Annotated in this window: 25 protein-coding genes; 12 read left to right on the top strand and 13 right to left on the bottom strand. The window is 74.0% G+C overall.

What is annotated here, in order from left to right:
* Nucleotides 1-94: 94 nt before the first annotated feature.
* From ACH4J0_RS25860 to ACH4J0_RS25845, 4 genes are all read right to left on the bottom strand, one after another.
* Nucleotides 95-781, bottom strand: coding sequence for a hypothetical protein (locus ACH4J0_RS25860; protein ID WP_396242958.1), 687 nt, complete (start codon nt 779-781; stop codon nt 95-97).
* Between the two features lie 179 nt (nt 782-960).
* Complete coding sequence (locus ACH4J0_RS25855; protein WP_396242957.1) at nt 961-1,431, bottom strand: ATP-binding protein; 471 nt, start codon at nt 1,429-1,431, stop codon at nt 961-963.
* Nucleotides 1,432-1,529: 98 nt separating this feature from the next.
* The gene (locus ACH4J0_RS25850; protein WP_396242956.1) at nt 1,530-1,862 is read right to left on the bottom strand and encodes an STAS domain-containing protein; all 333 of its coding nucleotides are present in this window, start codon (nt 1,860-1,862) and stop codon (nt 1,530-1,532) included.
* A gap of 316 nt (nt 1,863-2,178) precedes the next feature.
* Nucleotides 2,179-3,105: a SigB/SigF/SigG family RNA polymerase sigma factor gene (locus ACH4J0_RS25845; protein WP_396242955.1), complete on the bottom strand. Its 927-nt coding sequence runs from the start codon at nt 3,103-3,105 to the stop codon at nt 2,179-2,181.
* Nucleotides 3,106-3,330: 225 nt separating this feature from the next.
* On the opposite strand from ACH4J0_RS25845, the gene ACH4J0_RS25840 reads away from it, so the two are divergent.
* The 5 genes from ACH4J0_RS25840 to ACH4J0_RS25820 all read left to right on the top strand — a co-directional run bounded on the left by ACH4J0_RS25840 (nt 3,331) and on the right by ACH4J0_RS25820 (nt 7,259).
* Nucleotides 3,331-3,765, top strand: coding sequence for an SRPBCC family protein (locus tag ACH4J0_RS25840; RefSeq protein WP_396242953.1), 435 nt, complete (start codon nt 3,331-3,333; stop codon nt 3,763-3,765).
* Nucleotides 3,766-3,858: 93 nt separating this feature from the next.
* Entirely contained in the window at nt 3,859-4,227 is a 369-nt protein-coding gene (locus ACH4J0_RS25835) for a PRC-barrel domain-containing protein (RefSeq protein ID WP_396242952.1), read from the top strand.
* Between the two features lie 132 nt (nt 4,228-4,359).
* On the top strand, nt 4,360-4,755 hold the full coding sequence (locus ACH4J0_RS25830) for an SsgA family sporulation/cell division regulator (protein WP_396242951.1): 396 nt from the start codon (nt 4,360-4,362) through the stop codon (nt 4,753-4,755).
* A gap of 474 nt (nt 4,756-5,229) precedes the next feature.
* Nucleotides 5,230-6,390 (top strand): mechanosensitive ion channel family protein, encoded by a 1,161-nt coding sequence (locus ACH4J0_RS25825; protein WP_396242950.1) that lies wholly within the window; start codon nt 5,230-5,232, stop codon nt 6,388-6,390.
* Between the two features lie 32 nt (nt 6,391-6,422).
* Nucleotides 6,423-7,259 carry a hypothetical protein gene (locus ACH4J0_RS25820; protein WP_396242949.1) on the top strand — a complete coding sequence of 279 codons (837 nt, stop codon included), beginning with the start codon at nt 6,423-6,425 and terminating at the stop codon, nt 7,257-7,259.
* Here ACH4J0_RS25820 and ACH4J0_RS25815 read toward each other — a convergent pair.
* The 3 genes from ACH4J0_RS25815 to ACH4J0_RS25805 all read right to left on the bottom strand — a co-directional run bounded on the left by ACH4J0_RS25815 (nt 7,222) and on the right by ACH4J0_RS25805 (nt 10,044).
* Nucleotides 7,222-8,112, bottom strand: coding sequence for an NAD-dependent protein deacetylase (locus ACH4J0_RS25815; protein WP_396242948.1), 891 nt, complete (start codon nt 8,110-8,112; stop codon nt 7,222-7,224). The genes ACH4J0_RS25820 and ACH4J0_RS25815 overlap by 38 nt on opposite strands.
* 10 nt (nt 8,113-8,122) lie before the next feature.
* Nucleotides 8,123-8,995 (bottom strand): serine hydrolase, encoded by an 873-nt coding sequence (locus tag ACH4J0_RS25810; protein WP_396243079.1) that lies wholly within the window; start codon nt 8,993-8,995, stop codon nt 8,123-8,125.
* A 101-nt stretch (nt 8,996-9,096) separates the two neighbouring features.
* Nucleotides 9,097-10,044, bottom strand: coding sequence for a LysR family transcriptional regulator (locus ACH4J0_RS25805; protein ID WP_396242947.1), 948 nt, complete (start codon nt 10,042-10,044; stop codon nt 9,097-9,099).
* A gap of 136 nt (nt 10,045-10,180) precedes the next feature.
* Here ACH4J0_RS25805 and bla point away from each other — a divergent pair, with 136 nt between their 5' ends.
* The 5 genes from bla (at nt 10,181) to ACH4J0_RS25780 (ending at nt 13,644) form a co-directional block, all read left to right on the top strand.
* A complete protein-coding gene (gene bla / locus ACH4J0_RS25800; RefSeq protein WP_396242946.1) occupies nt 10,181-11,113 on the top strand; it encodes a class A beta-lactamase in 933 nt (310 codons plus the stop codon).
* 149 nt (nt 11,114-11,262) lie between these two features.
* A complete protein-coding gene (locus tag ACH4J0_RS25795) occupies nt 11,263-12,297 on the top strand; it encodes an MBL fold metallo-hydrolase (RefSeq protein ID WP_396242945.1) in 1,035 nt (344 codons plus the stop codon).
* Between the two features lie 142 nt (nt 12,298-12,439).
* The gene (locus ACH4J0_RS25790; protein ID WP_396242944.1) at nt 12,440-12,814 is read left to right on the top strand and encodes a hypothetical protein; all 375 of its coding nucleotides are present in this window, start codon (nt 12,440-12,442) and stop codon (nt 12,812-12,814) included.
* Between the two features lie 114 nt (nt 12,815-12,928).
* Nucleotides 12,929-13,243 (top strand): ArsR/SmtB family transcription factor, encoded by a 315-nt coding sequence (locus tag ACH4J0_RS25785; protein WP_396242943.1) that lies wholly within the window; start codon nt 12,929-12,931, stop codon nt 13,241-13,243.
* Nucleotides 13,240-13,644 carry an SRPBCC domain-containing protein gene (locus ACH4J0_RS25780; protein ID WP_396242942.1) on the top strand — a complete coding sequence of 135 codons (405 nt, stop codon included), beginning with the start codon at nt 13,240-13,242 and terminating at the stop codon, nt 13,642-13,644. The genes ACH4J0_RS25785 and ACH4J0_RS25780 overlap by 4 nt, the downstream gene beginning before the upstream one ends.
* Before the next feature lie 24 nt (nt 13,645-13,668).
* Here the strand turns inward: ACH4J0_RS25780 and ACH4J0_RS25775 are convergent, their stop codons facing one another.
* The 3 genes from ACH4J0_RS25775 to ACH4J0_RS25765 form a co-directional block, all read right to left on the bottom strand.
* Nucleotides 13,669-14,070, bottom strand: coding sequence for a pyridoxamine 5'-phosphate oxidase family protein (locus tag ACH4J0_RS25775; RefSeq protein ID WP_396242941.1), 402 nt, complete (start codon nt 14,068-14,070; stop codon nt 13,669-13,671).
* 61 nt (nt 14,071-14,131) lie between these two features.
* Entirely contained in the window at nt 14,132-14,764 is a 633-nt protein-coding gene (locus ACH4J0_RS25770; RefSeq protein ID WP_396242940.1) for an MBL fold metallo-hydrolase, read from the bottom strand.
* Nucleotides 14,761-15,846 (bottom strand): S-(hydroxymethyl)mycothiol dehydrogenase, encoded by a 1,086-nt coding sequence (locus ACH4J0_RS25765; RefSeq protein ID WP_396242939.1) that lies wholly within the window; start codon nt 15,844-15,846, stop codon nt 14,761-14,763. Before ACH4J0_RS25765 ends, ACH4J0_RS25770 begins: the two co-directional genes overlap by 4 nt.
* Before the next feature lie 693 nt (nt 15,847-16,539).
* Between ACH4J0_RS25765 and ACH4J0_RS25760 the strand changes: the two genes are divergently transcribed.
* Together ACH4J0_RS25760 and ACH4J0_RS25755 are read left to right on the top strand one after the other, a co-directional pair.
* A complete protein-coding gene (locus tag ACH4J0_RS25760) occupies nt 16,540-17,760 on the top strand; it encodes a cytochrome P450 (RefSeq protein ID WP_396242938.1) in 1,221 nt (406 codons plus the stop codon).
* Nucleotides 17,757-18,014, top strand: a complete 258-nt coding sequence (locus ACH4J0_RS25755; RefSeq protein ID WP_396242937.1) for a ferredoxin — start codon at nt 17,757-17,759, stop codon at nt 18,012-18,014. Before ACH4J0_RS25760 ends, ACH4J0_RS25755 begins: the two co-directional genes overlap by 4 nt.
* Before the next feature lie 199 nt (nt 18,015-18,213).
* Here ACH4J0_RS25755 and ACH4J0_RS25750 read toward each other — a convergent pair whose 3' ends face one another.
* The 3 genes from ACH4J0_RS25750 to ACH4J0_RS25740 are packed head-to-tail and all read right to left on the bottom strand — an operon-like array spanning nt 18,214 to nt 20,756.
* Complete coding sequence (locus tag ACH4J0_RS25750; protein WP_396242935.1) at nt 18,214-18,879, bottom strand: hypothetical protein; 666 nt, start codon at nt 18,877-18,879, stop codon at nt 18,214-18,216.
* A gap of 5 nt (nt 18,880-18,884) precedes the next feature.
* Entirely contained in the window at nt 18,885-19,454 is a 570-nt protein-coding gene (locus ACH4J0_RS25745) for a hypothetical protein (protein ID WP_396242934.1), read from the bottom strand.
* A gap of 42 nt (nt 19,455-19,496) precedes the next feature.
* Nucleotides 19,497-20,756: a phosphotransferase gene (locus tag ACH4J0_RS25740; RefSeq protein ID WP_396242933.1), complete on the bottom strand. Its 1,260-nt coding sequence runs from the start codon at nt 20,754-20,756 to the stop codon at nt 19,497-19,499.
* Between the last annotated feature and the right edge of the window lie 14 nt (nt 20,757-20,770).

The following is a 20,770-nucleotide window of genomic DNA, read 5'->3' as shown; positions in this document are numbered from 1 at the left end:
AGCGCACCGCGCACCCGCCCCACATTGGGCCTTCCGTACCAGTCCTGACCCGACTCCACCCCTTCGCGGGCCTCGGCCGCCCTCCTCGGCGGGGTCAGGCCGACCAGACCGTGACCGTGGCTTCCAGCTGGTAGTCCGCCGGCGCGATGGAGTCGATCTTGATCAGCGCGGTACGGCCGCCCGGGCTCTTCAGGCAGACCATCGACCCGACGTTCACGTGCACCGAGTCACCCGAGTGGCTGGCGGCCCAGTCGGCGCAGGCGGCAGCGGAGGGCGGCGCCTGGCCCGTCCAGAGGCCGAAGCTGTCGTGGTCGCTCTGGATCTCCTCCCGCAGCACGGCCGTGGTCGCGGTGAACCCGGTCGCGTAGATGCCCTGCGGGAACCCGGGGTGACGCCCCGGCGGGGTCAGGTCGAAGTCGATGCCACCCTCCATCGAGATCCCGGCCTGGCCGCTCCAGGCCACGGCGAGCCCGGTCGGCGAGGGCGCGGGCGGAGCCGGCGCGGCGGTGCCGGTGGTGGCGGTGGCCGGTGCGGGCGCCGCCGTGCCCTGGGTCGCCACCGCGGTGCCCGCCGCCGGGGTCGGGTCCGCGGGTGTGCCGTCCTTCGGCCGGATCGCCGTCCCCAGGATGAGCGCCAGCACCCCGACCGCGATCACCCCGACCCGGGCTCCCCCGCTCTTCGGACCGGGCAGGCTGATCCCCGCCCCGCTCGCGGCCTCCTTCGCGAAGGCCACGACGAAGCAGAGCAGTCCGAACACCCACAACGTGATGGTTCCTGCCACGGCCCCGTCCCCCCATGCCCTGCCCGCGCCACTGTGATCGAACGCGCAGATGGTACCGGGAACCTGACGCGACGGCAGGGCAATTCACCGCCGACTCCGGCCACGGTCCACCCCGAGCGCCCGGGCACGGCCGTCAGCGCGCGCTCCTCGCGGCCGCGGCCGGCGACCGGGATCCGCGGTCAGCCGCCGGGGTGCGGGGGCCGGGTGTCGATCTCGGCCCAGACCGTCTTGCCCTCGGCGTGCGGCAGGGCTCCCCAGCGGGTCGCGGCCTTCTGGACGATGAAGAGCCCGTGGCCGCCCGGCAGGCCCGGGCGGTGGGGGTTGCGCGGCTCGGGCAGGACGGTCGAGCGGTCGCTGACCTCGATTCGTAGGCGTGCCTCGGAGGCGTCGAGGACCAGGTCGACGGGGCCCCCGGCGTGCAGCATGGCGTTGGCGACCAGTTCGGCGACCAGGAGCACGATGTCCTCCTCGGCGCCGGAGGCACTGGTCGGCCACGACCAGTCGGCGACCGCCTGCGCGGCGTAGGCGCGGGCGCGGGCGACCGGCTTCGGCAGCCCCGCCAGGTACAGGCGCCGGCGCTGGCCCCCGGGCGGCAGTGTGGGGCCGGTGCCCGGGCGGTCGCCGTCGAGGGTTGCCCGGCTGGTCGTCATGTGCGGGGTCCCCTTCGATTTCGGCGCTGTGTTCCGCTTCGTCTGCTCGGTTTCCCGGCCACTGCCGAAGTATGCGTGCCCTCGACCGGTCGCGGCGCTCACGGGTGCGCGGCGAGGGCGGCGTCCAGGGTCGGGTGGAGCGAGAACACGGTGTCGGCGCAGGTCAGTTCCAGCAGGCGCTGGACCGTGACGGAGGGCGCCGCGAGGCGGAAGGCCACCTCCGCCGCGACGGCCGCCATCCTGGTCTGGAGCAGAAGGTTCAGGCCGGAGGAGTCACAGAAGTCGACGCCCGCGAGGTCGACGACGAGCAGCGGCGGGTGCTGCCCCACCAGGTCGTCCAGGGCGCTGCGGGCGGGCTCCATGGTCTCGATGTCCAGGTCGCCCGCCAGCGTGCAGACGGCGGCCCGGGCGTGGGTGTGCCAGGTGCGCACGGCCAGGGCCGGCCCTGACGGGTCGGGCCCGGACGGGTCTGATCCGGGCGCCTCTGATCCGGACGGGTCTGAACCGGGTGCGTCCGATCCGGACGGAGCGCCCGTCCGGGCCGGTTCGGAGGGTGCGGTGGTCGGCGGCACGGTCACGGACTCGTTCTCTGCGGGCATCGTCTTCTCGGCTGGCATCGTCGTCGTGTTCCCTCCACGGGTGTGCCCCACGAGCCTACGCACGGCACCCGGCGCGGGGCCAGGCCGTGACCGGGCCGCGGGTGACGTGCGTGGCGTCGTGGCTGTTCCTGGGGGCCGTGGGGCCGACTCAGGTGGCGGTGAGGTCCGCGCGCAGGCTGGTCAGCGTGCGGTTGAGGAGACGGGAGACGTGCATCTGGGACAGCCCCAGGCGGGCCCCGATCTGGGACTGGGTGAGCTCCTCGCCGAAGCGCATGGACAGGATCAGCCGGTCTCGTTCCGGCAGGGCGGCGACGAGCGGCTTGAGGACGATCAGGTTCTCGATCGTGTCGAACCTCGTGTCCTCCTCGCCGAGGCGCTGGGCGAGCGGGCCGAGGTCGTCCTCGCCCTCGGTCGCGGGGGCGTCCAGGGAACCCGCGGTGTGCCCGTTGGCGGCGGCGAGACCCTGGATCACCTCCTCCTCCGACAGTTCGAGGTGTTCGGCGAGCTCGGCCACGGTGGGCGAGCGGCCGAACCGCTGGAACAGCACGTCGCGGGCCTTGGCCAGGGTGATGCGCAGTTCCTGCAAACGGCGTGGCACGTGCACGGCCCAGGTGGCGTCGCGGAAGTGGCGGCGGATCTCGCCGAGGATGGTCGGCAGGGCGAAGGTGACGAACTCCGCACCGTGGTCGGGGTCGAAACGGTCGATCGCCTTGATCAGGCCGAGCGAGCCGACCTGTAGCAGGTCCTCCTCGGGTTCCTGGCGGTTGCCGACCCGGCGGATCGCGTAGCGCACCAGGGACAGGTTGAGTTCGATGAGTGTGGCCCGCACGTACGAGTACTCGGCGGTGCCCTCCTCCAGGGTCGACAGCCGGGCCAGCAGCACCCTGGTCAGCTCACGGGCGTCGCCGGGCGCCACCTGGCGCGGGTCCTCGATGTCGGCGAGTTCCGGGATCTGCGGGTGTCCGGCGAGCCCCGGGGCGGCGGCGCGGTCGGCACCGGGCGCGTCGACCGTCGGGGCCTCGTCCGGGGCCGGGGCTGTCACGCGGTGGAGGAGTTCGTCACTGGTCGTGGCCATGTCGGTCCTTTCCCCTCGGCGTACGGTCCGTCCCCGGGTACCCGCCGAGGCCGGTTGCATGCCGGGCCGTTCTGTGAGGATTGCGTGAACGAACGGCCGGGTGCTGGAGCGGCGGGCGCGCTCCGTGCATCTCGGGTCGCGGCCCGTGCATGCCGGGCGGGGATCGGGGCACCCGGACACGGTGCAGGACCGAAGGTCGAGGAGGAGAGGGAGGAGAAGGGGACGATGGGACGGATCGAGGAATCGGTCGAGATCGCCGCACCGGTCGGCGAGGTCTACCGCCACTGGGTGCACTGCGAGAACTTCCCGCAGTTCATGCGCGGCGTGGTGAGCGTCGACGTGTCCGGCCGCGGCAGCAGCAGCTGGGTGGTCGAAACCGCGGGCGGGCGAAGGGAGTTCGAGGCCGTTGCCACCGAGGTGGTGGAGGGCGAGCGGGTCGCCTGGGACGGCGGGACCGGCCCGGTGCGGCACAACGGCGTGGTGACCTTCCACCACGTCGACGACCGTACCACCCGGGTGATGCTCCAGCTGGAGGTCGAGCCGCACGGGCTCTGGGCCCACCTCGCCGAGGCGCTCGGCTTCGTCGACCGCCGGGTCATCGACGACCTGAACGACTTCAAGCACCACGTGGAGCAGACCAGCGGGACGCCCGAAGGCTGAACTGCCGCCGACGGATCGCGAATCCGTGGGCATGGACCGCGGCATCGGGGGCAGCCGAGCCCGTACGCCCCACTCGGACGAACGGAGGCAGTCATGAACGAGCGCCACGACATCTGGGAGTTCCGCACCGCCGCCGGGCACACCGCCGGCACCGACCTCATCGGCTTCCACGTCGAAGCCAGCGACGGTCCGATCGGCAAGGTCGACAAGCTGTCGGAGGAGGTCGGCGAGCAGTACCTGGTCGTCGACACCGGACCGTGGATCTTCGGCCGACGGGTCCTGCTCCCGGCCGGCACCGTGACGCGCATCGAGATCGCCGAGCAGAAGGTCTACGTCGACCGGTCCAAGGAGGAGATCAAGCACAGCCCGGAGCTGGACGACGCCGGGCCCGAGCAGGAGAACGACACCCGAGAACGCTTCGGGCCCTACTACGACCGGCTCTACGGCGGCCGCATCCTCTGAGCGGGCAGCCGGAGGACCCGCCGGGAGAACCGGACAGCACCCGACCCGACAGACCGACAGGCACCACGGACGAGCGGGCGGGGACAGCCTCGGCCGTCCCCGCCCGACGAACCCGGGAAAGGGAACCCTTCCATGGAACGTCTCACCACCCGGATCACCATGCGACTGATGACCGGCGACGAACGCAGCCGGGATCTGGAGGTCGACTGGTCCTACCGGGCCGACGAACCCCACGCGGTGGAGCTGGACTTCACGTCCTACCAGGCCGAGGCGGTGTGGTCGCTCTCGCGCGACCTGCTGATGGCCGGCGTGCACGAGCCCTCCGGCGAGGGGGACGTCCACGTCACCCCGTTCGACGACACCCACCTGCTGATCGCGCTCTCCGGCCGGGAGGGCGTCGCCCTGCTGTCCGTCCTCGCCGCGGAGGTCGCGCAGTTCCTGGCCGCCACCGTCAGGCTCGTCCCGCCGGGGCAGGAACACGCCCGGATCGACTGGGACCGGGGCCTGGAGGACCTGCTGGCCGCCTGAACCCGCCGAGCCGCAGATCACTGCACCGCACCCCACAGAACCGCACAGCACCGCGCCGCACCGCACAGGACCGCACCGCACCGCACCGAGAGGACCCCCCGTCATGACGACCGCCCCCGCCCAGCCCGGTCTGCCGCCTCTCGCGCCGGAGCCCGAGGCGCCGCCGCGGCCGACGCCGTCGCCCGGCCCGCCGCTGGTGCCCGACCCCCCGCCCCCGCCCGGCTCGCCCGTCCCTCCGACGGAGCCGCGGCCCGCACCGGGCCCGGTGCCCGAACCGGTCACACCGCACCCTGGCCGTCCCCACCCGGTCGAACCGCCCGACTGAACCGCCCGACCGAACTGCCCCGCGCCGAACCGCCCGGCGCCGAACCGCCCGTCCAGGCGGTCCCCGAACCCGTGGCTGGACCGGCGCCGTACCGCCCCCGGTCCAGGTCGGCATCGGCCCGCCGCCGGAACCCGAAAGGAGCGCCGCACATGTGGTGGAGCCTGCTCCGCCTCGCCCTCGCCGGTGTCGCCACCGCCCTGTTCACCTACGGCCTGGACCGAGCCGTCCAGGTGCTGGCGCGGCGGCTGGCGGCCCCCTGGGGTGCCGGCGGCGTCCCGGAGGTGCTGCGCAGGTGCCGTCGCCCAGTCCTGGTACTGACCGGGTGCCTCCTGCTCTCCGCCGCGCAGCCGTGGATCAACGCCCCGTCCGAGGCCCGCGAGGGGCTGCGGCACCTGGCCGTGATCCTCGCCATCACCTCCGGCGGCTGGCTGTGCGCCCGCGTGGTGGCGGTCCTGGTGGACGGCGCCGCCCGGCTCGCCGTGTACCGCCGCGAGCCGGCCTGGGCGGGCCGCGCCCGGACCCAGGCCAGTCTGCTCGGCCGGATATGCCAGGCGGTCGTCGCGGTGGTCACCCTGGGGGCCGTCCTGATGACCTTCCCGACGGTGCGCGGGGTCGGTACGAGCCTGCTGGCCTCCGCCGGGCTGGTCGGCGTGGTGGCGGGGGTGGCGGCGCAGAGCACCCTCGCCAACGTCTTCGCCGGGGTGCAGATGGCCTTCGGCGACCTGGCCCGCATCGGCGACGTCGTGGTGGTGGCCGGCGAGTGGGGGACGGTGGAGGAGATCACCCTCACCGCCGTGGTGATCGAGACCTGGGACCAGCGGCGGCTGGTGATGCCGATGTCGTACTTCGTCGGCCGCCCGTTCGAGAACTGGTCCCGCCGCTCCAGCCGGATCACCGGCACCGCGCTGCTCCACCTCGACCACCACGCCCCGGTCGGGCTGCTGCGGGAGGAGTTCGAGGACTACCTCGCCAAGAGTGAACTGTGGGACGGCCAGGGCAGCGCCCTCCAGGTGGTCGACACCACCCCGACCACCATCGTGGTCCGGGTGCTGGCCACGGCGGCGAACGGTAGCGACGCCTTCGAGCTGCGCTGCCGGCTGCGCGAGCACCTCATCGGCTACCTGCGCGACCAGCACCCGTACGCCCTGCCGCGCATCCCGGTGGCGGAGGCCCCCGGGGCGCAGGCCCCGGTGGCGGAGGCCCCGGTGGCGGAGGCCCCGGTGCGCCGCCCGGACTGCGCCGAGGCCCCGCGCACCCCCCGCGGCCCCCGGTCGCCGGCCACGGGCCGACGGGGGCAGGACGCCAGGTAGGCTGGGCGGATCAGATGATCTTCAGGAGAACCATGCCCGCCGCAGCCCGGCCCCGCGTCCTGCTCGTCACCGACCTGGCCTACCAGGCCAGGGGCCGGCGGTACTGCGACGAGGACATCCGGCTCTCCGCCCGTCTGCGCGAGGACTTCGACGTCGCCCTGTGCCACCCGCTGGACGCCGCCGCGCTACTGGACTCCTTCGACGTGGTCCTCGTCCGCAACAGCGGCCCGGTGCTCAACTACCGCGCCGAGTACGAGGACTTCCGCAGCCAGGCGCTGGAACGCGGCGCCCGGGTGTACACCCAGCTGACCGGGCGCGCCGACATGGCCGGCAAGCAGTACCTGCTCGACCTCACGGCCGCCGGGTACCCCGTGATCCCCACCGTCGACCGGGCCGGGGACCTCGCCCGGCTGCCCGTCGTCCCCGAGTACGTCGTCAAGCCGAAGCTCGGCGCCGACTCGATCGGCCTGCGGATCGTCCCCCGCGAGCAGCTCGACACCGTCCCGTACGACGAGGACGTCCTGGTCCAGCCGCTGATCCGGTTCGCCTACGAGGTCTCGTTCTACTTCGTGGACGACGCCTTCCAGTACGCCCTGCACGCCCCCGACCCGGAGCGGCGCTGGCGCCTCGAACCGTACGAACCCACCGCCGCCGACCTGGAGTTCGCCCAGCGCTTCATCGCCTGGAACACCGTCGAGCACGGCATCCAGCGGGTGGACGCCTGCCGCACCCCCGAGGGCGGGCTGCTCCTCGTCGAGCTGGAGGACCTCAACCCCTACCTCTCCCTCGACCTGGTCGACGAGGCCACCCGGGACCGGTTCGTCGCCGCCCTCAAGGCGTCCCTGCGTACCCTCGCCACCCGGCCCTGACCCGCCGGGCCGCTTCGGTCAGCACCGCACCCAGCGGCAGCGCGACCCGGGCCGCGGCCAGCTCGTCCCCGCGGGTCGCGCCCTGGTTGACGATCACCACGGGCGTGCCCGCCCGGGCGGCGTGGCGCACGAAGCGCAGCCCCGACATGACCGTGAGCGATGAGCCGAGGACCACCAACGCCTGGGCGGCGTCCACGAGTTCGTAGCAGCGCTGGACCCTCGGCCGGGGCACGCTCTCGCCGAAGAAGACCACGTCCGGCTTGAGCACTCCCCCGCACGCCGCACAGGGGGCGACCCGGAACCCGTCCACCAGCTCCTGCGACAGTTCGGCGTCACCGTCCGGATTGACCCGCGCCGGGCCGTCCCGGAAGCCGCCGTTTAGCTCCTCCAGCCGCCGGTCCAGCTCCTCGCGCGACCCGGTCCGCCGGCACGCCAGGCAGACCACCCGGTGCAGCGCACCGTGCAGCTCCACCGCCCCGCGCGTCCCGGCCGCCCGGTGCAGGCCGTCCACGTTCTGGGTGATCACCGCCGACACGTGCCCCGACCGCCGCAGCTGCTCCACCGCCCGGTGCCCGGCGTTCGGCTCGGCCCCCGCGATCGTCCGCCACCCCACATGGCTGCGCGCCCAGTACCGCCGCCGGGCCGCCTCGCTCCCGGTGAACTCCTGGTACGTCATCGGCACCCCGCGCCGCCGGCTGCCCGTCTCCCCCCGATAGTCCGGGATCCCCGACTCCGTCGACAGCCCCGCCCCGCTGAGCACCACCACCCCCCGCCCGGCCAACAGGCGCACCAGCACCTCCAGCCCGACCGCATCGGCCGCCGTACCACCAGGACTCGCCACCGGCACACCCATGCCGTCCAGCCTATGACCCGTCCGCGCCGTTGCGTGCGGTCGGCATGAGGCGCAGGGCGTCGACGGCGAGGCGGGCGGCGGTGCCGATGGCGGCGTCGGCGGTGGGGAGGGTGATGCTGGTGGCGGCGGCGCGGGTGAAGACGGCCAGGGCGTAGCGGCCGCCGTCGGGGTACTCGACGACGCCGACCTCGTGGCGCAGCGTGGGCAGGGTGCCGGTTTTGCCGTGGACGCGGACGTCGTCGAACGGGAAGCCGGACGCCAGCCGGTGCGGCCAGACCTGGAGGCCGAGCAGGCGGCGCAGCGCGGCGCCGGGTTCGCCGGGGCAGGCCTCGCCGTGCCAGAGGGCGGCGAGCAGGGCGGTCATCTCGCGGGCGGTGCTGCGGTTGGTGAAGGCCGGGTCGAGGACCCTGAGCCGGGCGACGACGGCGGGGTCGAGCGGGGAGTCCTGACCGGTGTCCTCGGCGAGGGCGCCGATCAGCTCCCGGACGGTGTGGACGGCGACGGTACGGGTCAGGCCCAGCTCGGTCATGGTGCGGTTGACGGTGTCCAGGCCGATCACGTCCCAGAGCACGTCCGCGGCGGCGTTGTCGCTGACCGCGACGGTCAGGTAGGCGAGGTCGCGCAGGGAGAGCCGGGCGGCGTCGAGCATGGCCGACAGGCCCGTACGACCCGGGGTGCGGCCGGGGGCGGGGAGGTCCACCGGCCGGGTCAGGTCGATCCGCCCGGCGGCGGCCTCGCGGTGCAGGGTGACCAGGAGGCAGAGCTTGTGGACGCTGGCGGTGCTGACCGGGGTGTCGGCACCGAGGGCGAGTTCGGCGCCGGTGTCGAGGTCGCGGGCGTGCAGCAGGCCGGTGACGCCGGCTTCGGCGAAGGCGGCGGCGATGCGGGCGCGCGCGGCCCGGGTGCCGGCGGGGTCGCGGTGGACGGGGGCGGCGTCTCCCTGACGGTCTCTGCGGGCTCGGTCACCCCTCGTACGGTCGCTGGTCACAGCGGGAACTCCATTGCGGGCCGGGGGAAGAGCGGGCGGTGGGGCGGCTGGGGCAGCAGGCCGCCGGGTTCGGTGAGCGCCCGGTGGGCGGCTTCGGCGAACAGGCGGACGGCGGGCCCCTCGCGCCCGGCCGGCCAGGCGGTGGAGGTGCGCCAGGTCAGCGGGGTGCCGGTGAGCGGACGCCAGACTGTACCCGGCGGCGCCGCCGTGCGCGGCACCAGGGCGACGGCGCTGCCGGTGAGTACGAGCGCGCCCGCGACGTCCGGGCCGGGCGGGTCGACGACCGCCTCCGGGGTGCAGCCGTGCCGGGCCAGGGTGGTGAGCATCTCGTCGTACAGCGCCGGGGCCGTGGCGCGGGGGAAGAGCACCAGGCGCCGCCCGGTCAGCTCCGCCACCGCCAGGTCCGGACAGTCGGCGAGCGGGCCGTCGGCGGCGAGCAGCACGCCCAGCGGCTGGTGCAGCACCGGCCCGAAGGCCAGGCCGGCGGCCGGGCAGGGGTGGCGGACGACGGCGACGTCCACCGTCTGCTGGGCGAGTTCGCGCACCGCGGCCGCGACCGGCAGTTCCCGCAGGTCGAGCCGGGTGCCCGGGGAGGCGCTCTCGAAGCCGGTGAGCAGCGCGGCCAGGGCCGCCGGTCCGAGGTCGGGCGGTACGGCCGCGCGCAGGGTTCCCGCCCGGCCGGTGCGCAGGTCGGCCGCGACGGCCAGCAGGCGGGCGGAGCTCTCCAGCACCTCCTCCGCCTCGTCGAGCAGCAGCCGGCCCGCCGGGGTGAGCGCGACCCCGCGCGGACCGCGGTCGAACAGGGTGACGCCGAGTTCGCGTTCCAGCCGCTGGATCCGCTGTGAGAGCGAGGGCTGGGCGATCCGCAGCCGCTCGGCGGCGCGCCCGAAGTGCCGTTCCTCGGCGACGACGCGGAAGTGGCGGAGGTGCCCCAACAGGTCCATGAACAGCGATCATAGGCAATTCGGTATCGGTCCCTTCATCATCATGGTCTTGGACCGGGCAGCTGACGGCCTGTTTAGCTGAGGCCACGGCCCGGCCACGAGGGCCTTCCCGTACCCCCTGATCTGGAGATCACCGATGACGTCCGCGTTCCGGCGCCCCCGTACCGCGCTGCCCGCCGTCGCCCTGCTCGCGGCGGCCCTGACGGTCGGCTGCGGCCACGGCACCTCCGGCGGCACCAGCACTCCGGCGGCGGCCGCGACCACCGCCGCCACGGCCTCCACCGTCGCGACCGACGGCGCCTTCGAAGGACTCGAGCAGCGGTTCGGCGCCCGCCTCGGCGTGGTCGCGGTGGACACCGGCAGCGGCCGGGAGGTCGCCTACCGCTCCGACGAGCGCTTCGCCTTCGCCTCCACGATCAAGTCGCTCCTGGCCGGGGCCCTGCTGCGCGGGGCGACCGACGAGGAGCTGGACAAGGTGGTCACCTACCGTCAGGAGGACGTGCTGACGTGGGCGCCGATCACCTCCCAGCACGTGGCCACCGGCATGAAGGTGCGCGACCTGGCCGCCGCCGCCATCGAGTACAGCGACAACACGGCCGCCAACCTCCTCATGGCCGAACTCGGCGGCCCGGAGGCCGTCCAGCGGACCCTGCGCGAGCTCGGCGACCCGACCACCAACGTCAACCGCACCGAACCCACCCTGAACGAGGCGACCCCGGGCGACCCGCGCGACACCAGCACGCCCCGCGCCTTCGCCGCCGACCTGCGCCGCTACGTCCTCGGCGACGTGCTGGCGGAGGACCGGCGCCGATTGCTCACGGACTGGCTGGTCGGCAACACCACCGGCGCCCCGTTCATCCGCGCGGGCGTGCCCGCCGACTGGAGGATCGGCGACAAGACCGGCAACGGGGGCTACGGCACCCGCAACGACGTCGCCGTCGCCTGGCCCCCCGGCGGACGCAGCCCGATCGTCCTGGTCGTGCTGTCCGACCGCGGCAAGCCCGACGCCACCTCCGACGACGCGCTGATCGCCGAGGCGACCAAGGCCGTCGTGACCGCCCTCGGCTGACCCTCGAACCCGATCGCCCAGGCCCGAGGAGTCCCGCCTGCCATGATCCAGCCGCCTCGGCGGACCGCCACCGCCGCCGACTTCTCCCGGTTCCGCCTCGCCCAGCTCGCCGCCCTGCACACCGACCCCACGCGAGAAAATTGTTGACGATGACCCTGTTCGAGATGCCGGGTCGGCGGGCCACCACCGCCGACCGTCTGTCCCGCCGCCGTCTGCTCACCGCCTCCGCGACCGGCGCCGCGGCCCTCTCCGGCACCGCGGCCCTGACCGGGGCGGCCGGGTACGAGGCCGCCCCGGCGGCCGGACCGTCGGACCGCCGACGACACCGGCCCGGCCCGCCCGGCTCGGCCGGGGTACGGCTGCGCTGGCTGGGCAACAACGGCTGGGAGATCACCTTCGGCGACCCCGACCGGCCCACCACGATCCTGATCGACCCCTGGATCACCCGGTTCCCCACCGGGACGTACACGCCGAAGGGCGCCGACCCCGCCACCCCGCTCAGCGTCGACACCGCGCTCATCGACGGCCTCCGGCTGCGCGCCGACCAGATCCTGGTGACCCACGGCCACTACGACCACCTGCCCGACATCCCGCACCTCGCCGCCCGGACCGGCGCGACCGTCCTCGGCACCGAGACCCACGCCAACCTGCTGACCGCGCTCGGCGCGCCCGGTGACCAGCTGTCGGTGGTGCACGGCGGCGAGTACCTGCAGTTCGACGGCTACACCATCCAGGTGATCAACTCGCTGCACTCGATGACCGGCCCCCGTTCCAGGGTGCCCTTCCCCGGCACGCGCCCCGGCTCACCGCCGCCCCGCCCGCGCGTCATCTCCGACCTCGTCGAGGGCGGTACCCTCGCCTACCTGATCACCGTCGGCGACAAGCTGAGCATCCTCGACAGCGGCGGCGCCAACTACGACGCCCGCCACCTCACCGGCCTCACCCCCGACGTCCTCCTGATCCAGCCCGGCGGAGCCTCCGTCCCCGACTACGTCCCGCGCCTCCTCGACGTCCTCGACCACCCCCCGTACGTCGTCCCCACCCACTGGGACGACTTCGACCACCCCCTCAGCGAACCCGCCCGCGACTGGGGCGGCCTCCCCGCCCTCGAAGCCGCCGTCCACCGGGCCAGCCCCGAGGCCCGCTTCCTGCGGCTCGACCATCTGGAGGCCTTCACCTTCTGACGCGGGGTGTGGTTCCGAACGTCCGAAAACCGGCCCTTGTCACGGCGATCGGCCGCTGGAAGCATCGCTCCGTCCGGCCGTACCCCGGCGGAGCCGTCCGTCGACGCGTGTGCCGGGTACCGATTGCCGGGGGAACCACACCATGCCGTCCCGCCGTACTCCGCTGCGGACCGCCCTCGCCGTCCTCGGCGCGGGCACCCTGCTCGTCCTGACCACGTCCACGCCGGCCTTCGCCGTCGAAGGCGACTTTCCGATGACCTCCACCCCGAACTGCGACGCCATCCAGAAGATCGAACCACGCCTTTACACCGATGGCCTGTACCACGACTTCCAGGCCATCGACCCGACCCGGACCAACGGCCACTGCCAGTTCCTGGTCTGGGACAACGGCCAGATTCGGTACGACTCCTACAGCGGCGCCCAGTCCCCTTGGATCTACGACGGTCCGGGCCACTCCGTCCGGACCCAGATCATCGACAACCTCGGCCTCGCGCTCTCCTGGGGCATGTACAACTGATCCCGCTCCCCTGCTCGTTCAGCGGTCGGAGCCTTCGCCGGATCCGTGGGCGATCCGGGCTTCTCGTGTCGGAAGAAGTTGACATGTCGGGAGTCTCCGACGCATGGTGGGGGCATGGCGGACGTCGATGTCTTCAGCGCGCTGGCCAACCCCGTGCGGCGGAAACTGTTGGAGAGCCTCCAGGCCGGGCCGCGGGCGGCCGGGGAACTGGCCGGGGAGTTCGAGCTCAGCCGGCCGGCCGTGTCCGAGCACCTGGCGGTGCTCCGCAACGCCCGGCTGGTGCGGGAGGAGCCGCGCGGGCGGCATCGGTACTACCACCTGGAGCCCGGGCCCCTGGCCGAGGTCGAGGAGTGGCTCCATCCGTTCGAGCGGTACTGGCGAACGCGGATGCGTTCGCTGCGCGAACTCCTGGACGAGGAGGGTTCATGACCGAGAAGGCAGCGATCCACTGCGACGAGTTCCTGCCGTACCCGCCGGCGCGGGTGTGGGAGGCGTTGACCGATCCGGAGCTGCACGCGCGGTGGTGGGCCGCCGGGGACGTGAAGGCGGTGGTGGGGCACCGGTTCACCTTGGACATGGGGCCGTGGGGGCAGCAGCCGTGCGAGGTGGTCGAGGTGGAGGTGGAGCGGTTGCTGCGGTACAGCTTCGCCGCCGGATCGCTGGACACCACCGTCACCTGGCGGCTGGTGCCCGAGGGCCACGGAACCCGGCTGCTGCTGGAGCACGCGGGGTTCGACCTGGACACCCCGATGGGTCGGCAGGCCCACCACGGGATGGGGCAGGGCTGGCCGTCGGTGCTGCGCAGGATCGCCCCGGCGCTCGCGGAGTGAGCGCCGTGAGGAGTCCGGTGGCGGTCAGGCGCGGCCGAGGACGCGCCGGACGGTGATCTCGATGACCACCCGGTCCGGGTTCTCCCGCGGCGTGCGGTAGCGCTCGGCGTAGCCGCGCTCCGCGTCGGCGACCTGCTCGGGCTCGTCACGCAGGACGGCCACGCCCTCCAGGGTGGACCAGCGGGCCCGGTCGACCTGGCAGACCGCGACCGGCAGACCCTCGGGCCCGGCGGCCGCGACGTTGCGGGCCTTGCGGCTGGTGCGGCTGGTGATCACCCGGGCCGTGCCGGTCGCCGGGTCGAAGGTGACGCCCACCGGCACCACGTGCGGGGTCCCGTCCGGGCGGGTGGTGGTCAGGGTGGAGATGTGCCGCTCGCGCCAGAAGGCGAGGAAGGCGTCGTCGAGGTCGCGCGGGTCGTGGGCCATGATCGCGATGGTACGGCCCCCGGGGAGTGATCAAGTCCGGGGGGCCGTACCGGTGCGGCCGTCAGTGGCCGCGGGCGATCCACTCCGGCAGGGCCGGGGCCTCGGCGCCGATCGTGGTCGGGTCGCCGTGGCCGGTGCGCACCACCGTGTCGGCCGGGAGGGACAGCAGCCGTTCGCGGATCGAGTCGATGATGGTCGGGAAGTGTGAGAACGAGCGGCCGGTCGCACCCGGGCCGCCCTGGAACAGGGTGTCGCCGGTGAACACGGTGCCCAGTTCGGGCGCGTACAGGCAGACCGCGCCCGGCGCGTGGCCGGGGGTGTGCAGCACGGTCAGCACGGTGCCGGCCACCTCGATCCGCTGGCCGTCGGCGAGGGCGCCGTCAGGGAGCCGCTCGGGATGGGTGAGCTTCCACAGCGGGAGGTCGTCCGGGTGCAGCAGGATCGGCGCGCCGGTGCGCTCGGCCAGGGCCGGGGCGGCGTCGACGTGGTCGTTGTGGGCGTGGGTGGAGACGATCGCCAGCAGCCGGCGCCCGCCGAGCGCGGCCTCGATGGCGTCGGCGTCGTGCGCGGCGTCGATCACCACCGCCTCCTGGTCGTCACCGACGATCCAGACGTTGTTCTCCACCTCCCAGCTGCCGCCGTCGAGTTCGAAGGTCCCGGCGGTGACCAGGCGGTCGATGCGGGCGCCGGTCACAGGACCACCACCGAGCGGAGGACGTCGCCGTGGTGCATGCGCTCGAAGGCCTGCTCCACCGCGTCGAGTTCGATGGTCTCGGTGACGAAGGCGCCGAGGTCCAGGCGGCCCTGGAGGTACAGGTCGATCAGCATCGGGAAGTCCCGGGAGGGCAGGCAGTCGCCGTACCAGGAGGACTTGAGCGCGCCGCCGCGGCCGAAGACGTCCAGCAGCGGCAGTTCGAGGGTCATCTCGGGGGTCGGCACGCCGACCAGGACGACGGTGCCGGCGAGGTCGCGGGCGTAGAAGGCCTGCTTGTACGTCTCGGGGCGGCCGACGGCCTCCACCACGACGTCCGCGCCGTTGCCGCCGGTCAGCTCGCGGATCGCCTCGACCGGGTCGGTGGTACGGGAGTTGACGGTGTGGGTGGCACCGAGCTTGCGGGCCGTCTCCAGCTTGCGGTCGTCGATGTCCACCGCGATGATCTTCGAGGCGCCGGCCAGCCGGGAGCCCATCACGGCCGCCCCGCCGACGCCGCCGCAACCGATCACCGCGACGGTGTCGCCGCGGCCCACGTTGCCGGTGTTGATCGCGGCGCCCAGGCCCGCCATCACGCCGCAGCCCAGCAGGCCCGCGACGGCCGGCTCGGCGGCCGGGTCGACCTTGGTGCACTGGCCGGCCGCGACCAGGGTCTTCTCGGCGAAGGCGCCGATGCCCAGCGCCGGGGACAGCTCGGTGCCGTCCAGCAGGGTCATCTTCTGCTTCGCGTTGTGGGTGTTGAAACAGTACTGCGGGCGACCGCGCTTGCAGGCCCGGCACTGGCCGCACACCGCGCGCCAGTTGAGGACGACGAAGTCGCCGGGCTCGACCTCGGTCACGCCCTCGCCGACCGACTCCACGATGCCCGCGGCCTCGTGGCCGAGCAGGAACGGGAACTCGTCGTTGATGCCGCCCTCGCGGTAGTGGAGGTCCGTGTGGCAGACGCCGCACGCCTGGATCCGGACCACCGCCTCGCCCCGCCCCGGGTCCGGTACCACGATCGTGGTCACCTCCACGGGCGCGCCCTTGGCGCGCGCGACGACTGCCTTGACCTGCTGGGCCATCCGATTCCACCTCCGTCGGCCGATGCGCCTCTGCACCGGCGTGACCTGCGACAAACGACTGCAGAGGGACTGCAGGAGAACTGTAGGAGCACTGCTGAAAGACTGCCTACGAAGGGTAGCGTCCACCCACTCGGCCGCCGACGCGGCGCCCGCCCCCGCGCGGCCCGGCGCCGAGGGGCGCGCGGGTGGCGCTGAGCGCCCGTCAGCGTGCCACGAACTGCCCGGAAAGCGCCGCCGTTGGCTGGAAGTGCCGCAGACGGGCGCCCCGCCGTCCACGTACGGTCGTAGCTGAGACGGTCCACGCGACCACGCTCAGCACATCCGTCCCACCTGACGGCACGCCACCGCGCGCCGCGCGTGCCGGGGGCGCACCGACCTTACGCTCCCGCACGTTTCGCGCCATCCCGCGCACGGCCCGCGCCCCCGCGCGGGCAGCCGTCCCCGGTACCACCGCTCCCCCCGGAGCCACCGGAACCACCAGAACCACCGCACCGCTGAACCACCGCACCACCTGAACCACCGCACCGCCTGAACCACCGCACCGCCTGAACCACCGCGAGAACCGACACCACCCGCACCGCCGGCCCTGAGTCGAGCCGCCCCGGCCGAACCACCCGTCCCCGCACCAAAACCCCGGATCCACCCCCCGTCGGACCGCCCCGAGCGGTCCCTGCCCTGGAGTCTGGAGTACGGATGTCCACCGAGAACAGTGCGACCGGTGCCGGCACCGGCACCGCCCCGCTCCCCCCGATGCACTGCCTGCGCCACCTGGAGCCCGGCCCGCCCCGACTCGCGGCGCTGCCCACCGGCACCCCGGTCTGGCTGGTCAGTCGGCACGCCGACGTCCGCCAGGTGCTGACCGACCCGCGCCTGGGCCGCGCCCCGCTCTACGCGCCGGACGCCCCGCCGCTCATGGTCACGCCGAACATCCTGGACGACCCGCAGAGCATGCTGAACATCGACGGCACCGAACACCAGCGGCTGCGCCGCACGGTGCAGCGGGCGTTCACCCCGCGCGCGATCGCCCGCTGGAAGCCCTGGGTGGCCTCGGTGGTCGAGTCGCTGATCGACGAGCTGATCGACCGGGGCTCCCCCGCCGACATCGTCGGCGCCTACACCCGGCCGCTGCCCGTCGCGGTGATCAGCCGCCTGATGGGCCTGGACAACCTCGACAGCAAGCGCCTCGCGCACTGGAGCGACCACGCGCTCTCCACCACCGCCCACAGCGCCGAGGCGATCGCCACCGCGATGACCGAGTTCGCCGCCTTCGGCGCCGAGGTGATCGCCGAGCGCCGCGCCGACCCGGGCGAGGACCTGGTCAGCAGCCTGCTCGCGGCCGCCGCCGAGGACGGCTCGATCACCGAGGGCCAGCTGATCGCGCTGGTCATCGGCCTGGTCGTGGCCGGGCACGAGACCACCATGACCAGCCTCGGCAACGCCCTGGTCTACCTGCTCCAGGACGGCCACGAGGCCTGGCAGCGGCTCGCCTCCGACGAGACCAGCGCCGCCGCCGCGACGGAGCAGATCCTGCGGGCCGTCCCGCTCGGCGACGCCGCGGAGCACATGCCCGGGCTGCTGCGCCGCACGGTGGAGGACGTCGAGATCGGCGGGGTGGTCATCCCGGCCGGCAGCGTCGTCGCCGCCGACACCGGCGCCGCCAACCAGGACCCGGAGGTCTTCACCGGGGACCTGCGCACCGAGCTGTTCTCCCCGCTGGCCGCGCCGATGCTCACCTTCGGCGCCGGACCGCACCACTGCCTCGGCGCCTGGCTGGCCCGGATGGAGCTGGAACTCGCCCTGCACCGGCTCGCCCGACGGCTGCCCGCGCTGCGGATGGCCGACCCGGTCGAGGACATCGACTGGCGGCGCGGGCTGCTCACCCGCAGTCCCAACGCACTTCGGGTCACCTGGTGACGGGCCCCGCCGGGACGGAGCCGGTGGTGGTCCGGGTCGACCGGGAGCGCTGCATCGGTTCCGGGATGTGCGCCCTGAGCGCTCCCGACTCACTGGTCCTGGACGCCGACGGACGGGCCCGGCCGGTGGCCGAGTACGCCGACGGGGGCGCGGAGCTGACGGACGGGCTGGCCGAGGCGGTGGAGTTCTGCCCGGTCGAGGCGCTGGCCCTCCACTCGGCGAGCGGCGGGTACCGGATCGCTCCGGCGGAGTGACGGCCGGCCGGTGTCGCCCGTCGCGCCCGCGCCGGGCGACACCGGCCCGACCGTTCCGGACGATGAGCCCGGCTCGTGGGTCGATGGGGTATTCGATCTTGTTCGGCCCTCCCGCCCGCGAATGAGCTGGTCGCATGACACCTGCGGAAACCCTCGCGCCCCCGCCGGGCAGCTCATGCCGCGGGCGGGCCCTGTTCGCTCAGCTCTGCAACAGGCGGTTGAAGAACGTGCGGTACTGCTGGAGGGCGACCCGCAGTTCCTCGGTCTCGACCGCGTCGCCGCGGTTCCACTGGCCTTCGAGACTGCTGCGGCGGTCGGCGAAGGACGCGGTCAGCCGCTGCATGAGGTCGGCGACGAGGGTGTCCGCCGTGTGGACGGCCTGACGGGGATCGTCGACGAAGTCCGTCTGCACCTGCTGCCAGCGCTCGCGCAGTTCCTGGGCCTCCGCCGCCGGGAGCAGCGGTTCGCGGTCGCCGCTGTGGCCGTCGCCCGACCGGTCCCGGACCTCGCCCTCCTCGGCCCGGCCCGTGTGGGCACCCGCCTCGTCGGGGCCGCTGCCCGCCTCGGGCGTCCCGGCGTCGGTCGTGCCCGTCATACCGCTCGTGCCCGTCGTGCCACCCGTGTCCGTCGTGCCACCCGTGTCCGCCGCGTCCGTCGTGCCCGTGGCACCGGTCGCATCGGTGGGGCCGGTGGCCTCGCCCGGGAAGACGGCACGCTGCGCCCCTTCCTGCCGCTCCTCGGGTTCCTCCCGTTCCTCGGAGCCGAACACCGCGGCGGCGTCCTCCACGGGCGCGGTCCGCTGTTCCTCCTCGGCGGTGTTCCCGGTGGTCATCCGTCCCTTGTCGTCGAAGTGCATGTGTGGCATGTCGGTCAGCTCCTTTCGGCTCCGCGGGCCCGGCCCGGCGGCTCGTCACCGTCCAGGAGCTCCGCGAAGAGCGCGCGGTAGTGCACCATCGCGCCCCGGAGTTCCTCGGTGGTGGCGTCCTTCCGTCCGGCCGAGGCGTTGACCGCGTGGGCCGTGCGGTAGTGCTCCAGCGTCCGCCCGTGGTCGACGGACAGGTCCCGGAGCTGCTGTTCGTAGTCCTCGGTGGGATAGCCGCGGTCGTGCATCAGCAGCGTGACCAGCCGGTCGGCGTGCTGGACGGCTTCGCCCGGCCGGTCGACGAACTCCTGCTGGACCCGCCGCCAGTCCTCGGCGTACTGCCGTCTCGCGTCCGGCGCCAGCGGCGTGATCCGCAGCTGGTCGTGGCGCTGCTCCCGCTCCCGCAGGTCCCGCTCGGCCGACCGGTGGCTGCCGGTACGGCGGACGGCACGCTCGTACTCCGGGCCGAACCGCTGTTGCAGCCGGCGGCGGCGGTTCACGTACCACAGCGCCACTGCGGCCAGGATCAGCACGACCACCACGGGGACGATGATCGCGATGAGGGTCCCGGTTGACATCAGGTCCTCCCTCGTCCTTCGGTGCCCAGCCGCTGCCCAGAATCAGCGGGTCGAAACGTCCGGGCCCCCGCCGGGCGGCCGCCGGGCCAGGACCGCTCGCAGTTCGGCGGCCGGGTCGCCCTCGTGGTACGGGCGCTCGCTGGGCTCGATGTGGTCCAGGAACTCCTGGTACCGCAGCGCGTAGGACAGGTGGTGGAGCGGCTCGGCGAGTTCGAGGGCGCGGCGCGGGTCCGAGCCGGGGGCGTGCTCGCGCCAGGCCGCCGTCCAGACCTCGGCGGCGTGCCGCCAGGCCTCCGGGGTGAGGTAGGCGCGGGGGCGCAGACCGTCCAGGGCGGGGTGGCCGAGGCAGGCGTCGGCGTAGTCGACGACGACCGGGCTGCCGTCGTTGGTGCGCCAGTTGCCGGGGTGGAAGTCGCCGTGCAGCAGCGTCTCCGGGAGCCCGCAGGCTGCCAGCTCGGCCAGCAGCGCGGGCAGGTCGGCGGCGAGATCCCTCAGCCGCTCCTGCTCTCCGGCCGTCAGGTCGGTCTCGGCGGGGAGCCGGTCCAGCAGCGCCACGAACTGGGCGTGCAGTGCGGCGGGCGTACGGTCGCGCAGGCCGGCGAGCGCGGTCGGGCGGGCGGCCAGGACCGCCTGGGCGGCGACGAAACGCGGCAGGACGTCGGCGACGGTCCGGGTGGACGGGCTCCAGCAGTCCGCGCCGGGGACGTGGTCGAGCAGCAGCCGGCCGTGGACCGGGTCGGCGGCGAGGACGGTCGGGACCAGCGAGGGGTCGACGCCGCCGAGCAGCGCGATGACCTCCCCCTCCAGGGCGTTGAACCGCGGGCTGGTGGTCTTCAGCCAGGCGTCGGTGCCGGTGGCGGTGGGGAGGCGGAAGAGGGCGGACAGGTTCCAGGTCCTGATCTGCCGTGCGGCGGCGGCCGGGCGTCCCGCCTCGGCGAGCCGGCTCTGCGCCCAGGCCAGCGCCGCGCCCAGGCCCTCGGGCGTCGCCCAGGCGGCGCGCCGGGCGGCGGGCGCCAGCAGGGCGGCCGTCTCGCCGTCCAGGGGGCGGGGTTCGAGGGCGGTCGGCCGCTCGAGCGCCTCGGCGTGGTAGCGCACCCGGCCGCCGTGGCCGGGGTCGTCGCTGTGTCCGTCGACCAGCCTGGTCACCAGCACCGGCGCTCCGGCCAGTTCCGCCGCCCGCGCGACGACGCCGTCCACCGAGGACCACCATCCGAGGTCCGCCTCGAACGGGCCCACCTGCCCGAAGTACTCGTCCCGGTGGGTGAGGTCGACCGTCACGGTCCGGCTGCTCGCTCGCTGCATCCGGGCAGCTTCGC

The sequence above is a fragment of the Kitasatospora sp. NPDC017646 genome (assembly GCF_044329365.1).
Classification (GTDB): Bacteria; Actinomycetota; Actinomycetes; order Streptomycetales; family Streptomycetaceae; genus Kitasatospora.
This window is presented reverse-complemented; position numbering and strand designations above follow the sequence as displayed.

What these genes read in the sequence shown, in the direction of transcription:
- ACH4J0_RS25830 (WP_396242951.1), top strand. Translation starts at nt 4,360, where the DNA reads ATGGAACGTCTCACCACCCGGATCACCATGCGACTGATGACCGGCGAC.
- bla (WP_396242946.1), top strand. Translation starts at nt 10,181, where the DNA reads ATGACGTCCGCGTTCCGGCGCCCCCGTACCGCGCTGCCCGCCGTCGCC.
- ACH4J0_RS25775 (WP_396242941.1), bottom strand. Translation starts at nt 14,070, where the DNA reads ATGGCCCACGACCCGCGCGACCTCGACGACGCCTTCCTCGCCTTCTGG.
- ACH4J0_RS25740 (WP_396242933.1), bottom strand. Translation starts at nt 20,756, where the DNA reads ATGCAGCGAGCGAGCAGCCGGACCGTGACGGTCGACCTCACCCACCGG.
- ACH4J0_RS25835 (WP_396242952.1), top strand. Translation starts at nt 3,859, where the DNA reads ATGAACGAGCGCCACGACATCTGGGAGTTCCGCACCGCCGCCGGGCAC.
- ACH4J0_RS25820 (WP_396242949.1), top strand. Translation starts at nt 6,423, where the DNA reads ATGCCCGCCGCAGCCCGGCCCCGCGTCCTGCTCGTCACCGACCTGGCC.
- ACH4J0_RS25855 (WP_396242957.1), bottom strand. Translation starts at nt 1,431, where the DNA reads ATGACGACCAGCCGGGCAACCCTCGACGGCGACCGCCCGGGCACCGGC.
- ACH4J0_RS25825 (WP_396242950.1), top strand. Translation starts at nt 5,230, where the DNA reads ATGTGGTGGAGCCTGCTCCGCCTCGCCCTCGCCGGTGTCGCCACCGCC.
- ACH4J0_RS25805 (WP_396242947.1), bottom strand. Translation starts at nt 10,044, where the DNA reads ATGGACCTGTTGGGGCACCTCCGCCACTTCCGCGTCGTCGCCGAGGAA.
- ACH4J0_RS25760 (WP_396242938.1), top strand. Translation starts at nt 16,540, where the DNA reads ATGTCCACCGAGAACAGTGCGACCGGTGCCGGCACCGGCACCGCCCCG.
- ACH4J0_RS25815 (WP_396242948.1), bottom strand. Translation starts at nt 8,112, where the DNA reads ATGGGTGTGCCGGTGGCGAGTCCTGGTGGTACGGCGGCCGATGCGGTC.
- ACH4J0_RS25795 (WP_396242945.1), top strand. Translation starts at nt 11,263, where the DNA reads ATGACCCTGTTCGAGATGCCGGGTCGGCGGGCCACCACCGCCGACCGT.
- ACH4J0_RS25780 (WP_396242942.1), top strand. Translation starts at nt 13,240, where the DNA reads ATGACCGAGAAGGCAGCGATCCACTGCGACGAGTTCCTGCCGTACCCG.
- ACH4J0_RS25845 (WP_396242955.1), bottom strand. Translation starts at nt 3,105, where the DNA reads ATGGCCACGACCAGTGACGAACTCCTCCACCGCGTGACAGCCCCGGCC.
- ACH4J0_RS25745 (WP_396242934.1), bottom strand. Translation starts at nt 19,454, where the DNA reads ATGTCAACCGGGACCCTCATCGCGATCATCGTCCCCGTGGTGGTCGTG.
- ACH4J0_RS25750 (WP_396242935.1), bottom strand. Translation starts at nt 18,879, where the DNA reads ATGCCACACATGCACTTCGACGACAAGGGACGGATGACCACCGGGAAC.
- ACH4J0_RS25790 (WP_396242944.1), top strand. Translation starts at nt 12,440, where the DNA reads ATGCCGTCCCGCCGTACTCCGCTGCGGACCGCCCTCGCCGTCCTCGGC.
- ACH4J0_RS25785 (WP_396242943.1), top strand. Translation starts at nt 12,929, where the DNA reads ATGGCGGACGTCGATGTCTTCAGCGCGCTGGCCAACCCCGTGCGGCGG.
- ACH4J0_RS25840 (WP_396242953.1), top strand. Translation starts at nt 3,331, where the DNA reads ATGGGACGGATCGAGGAATCGGTCGAGATCGCCGCACCGGTCGGCGAG.
- ACH4J0_RS25765 (WP_396242939.1), bottom strand. Translation starts at nt 15,846, where the DNA reads ATGGCCCAGCAGGTCAAGGCAGTCGTCGCGCGCGCCAAGGGCGCGCCC.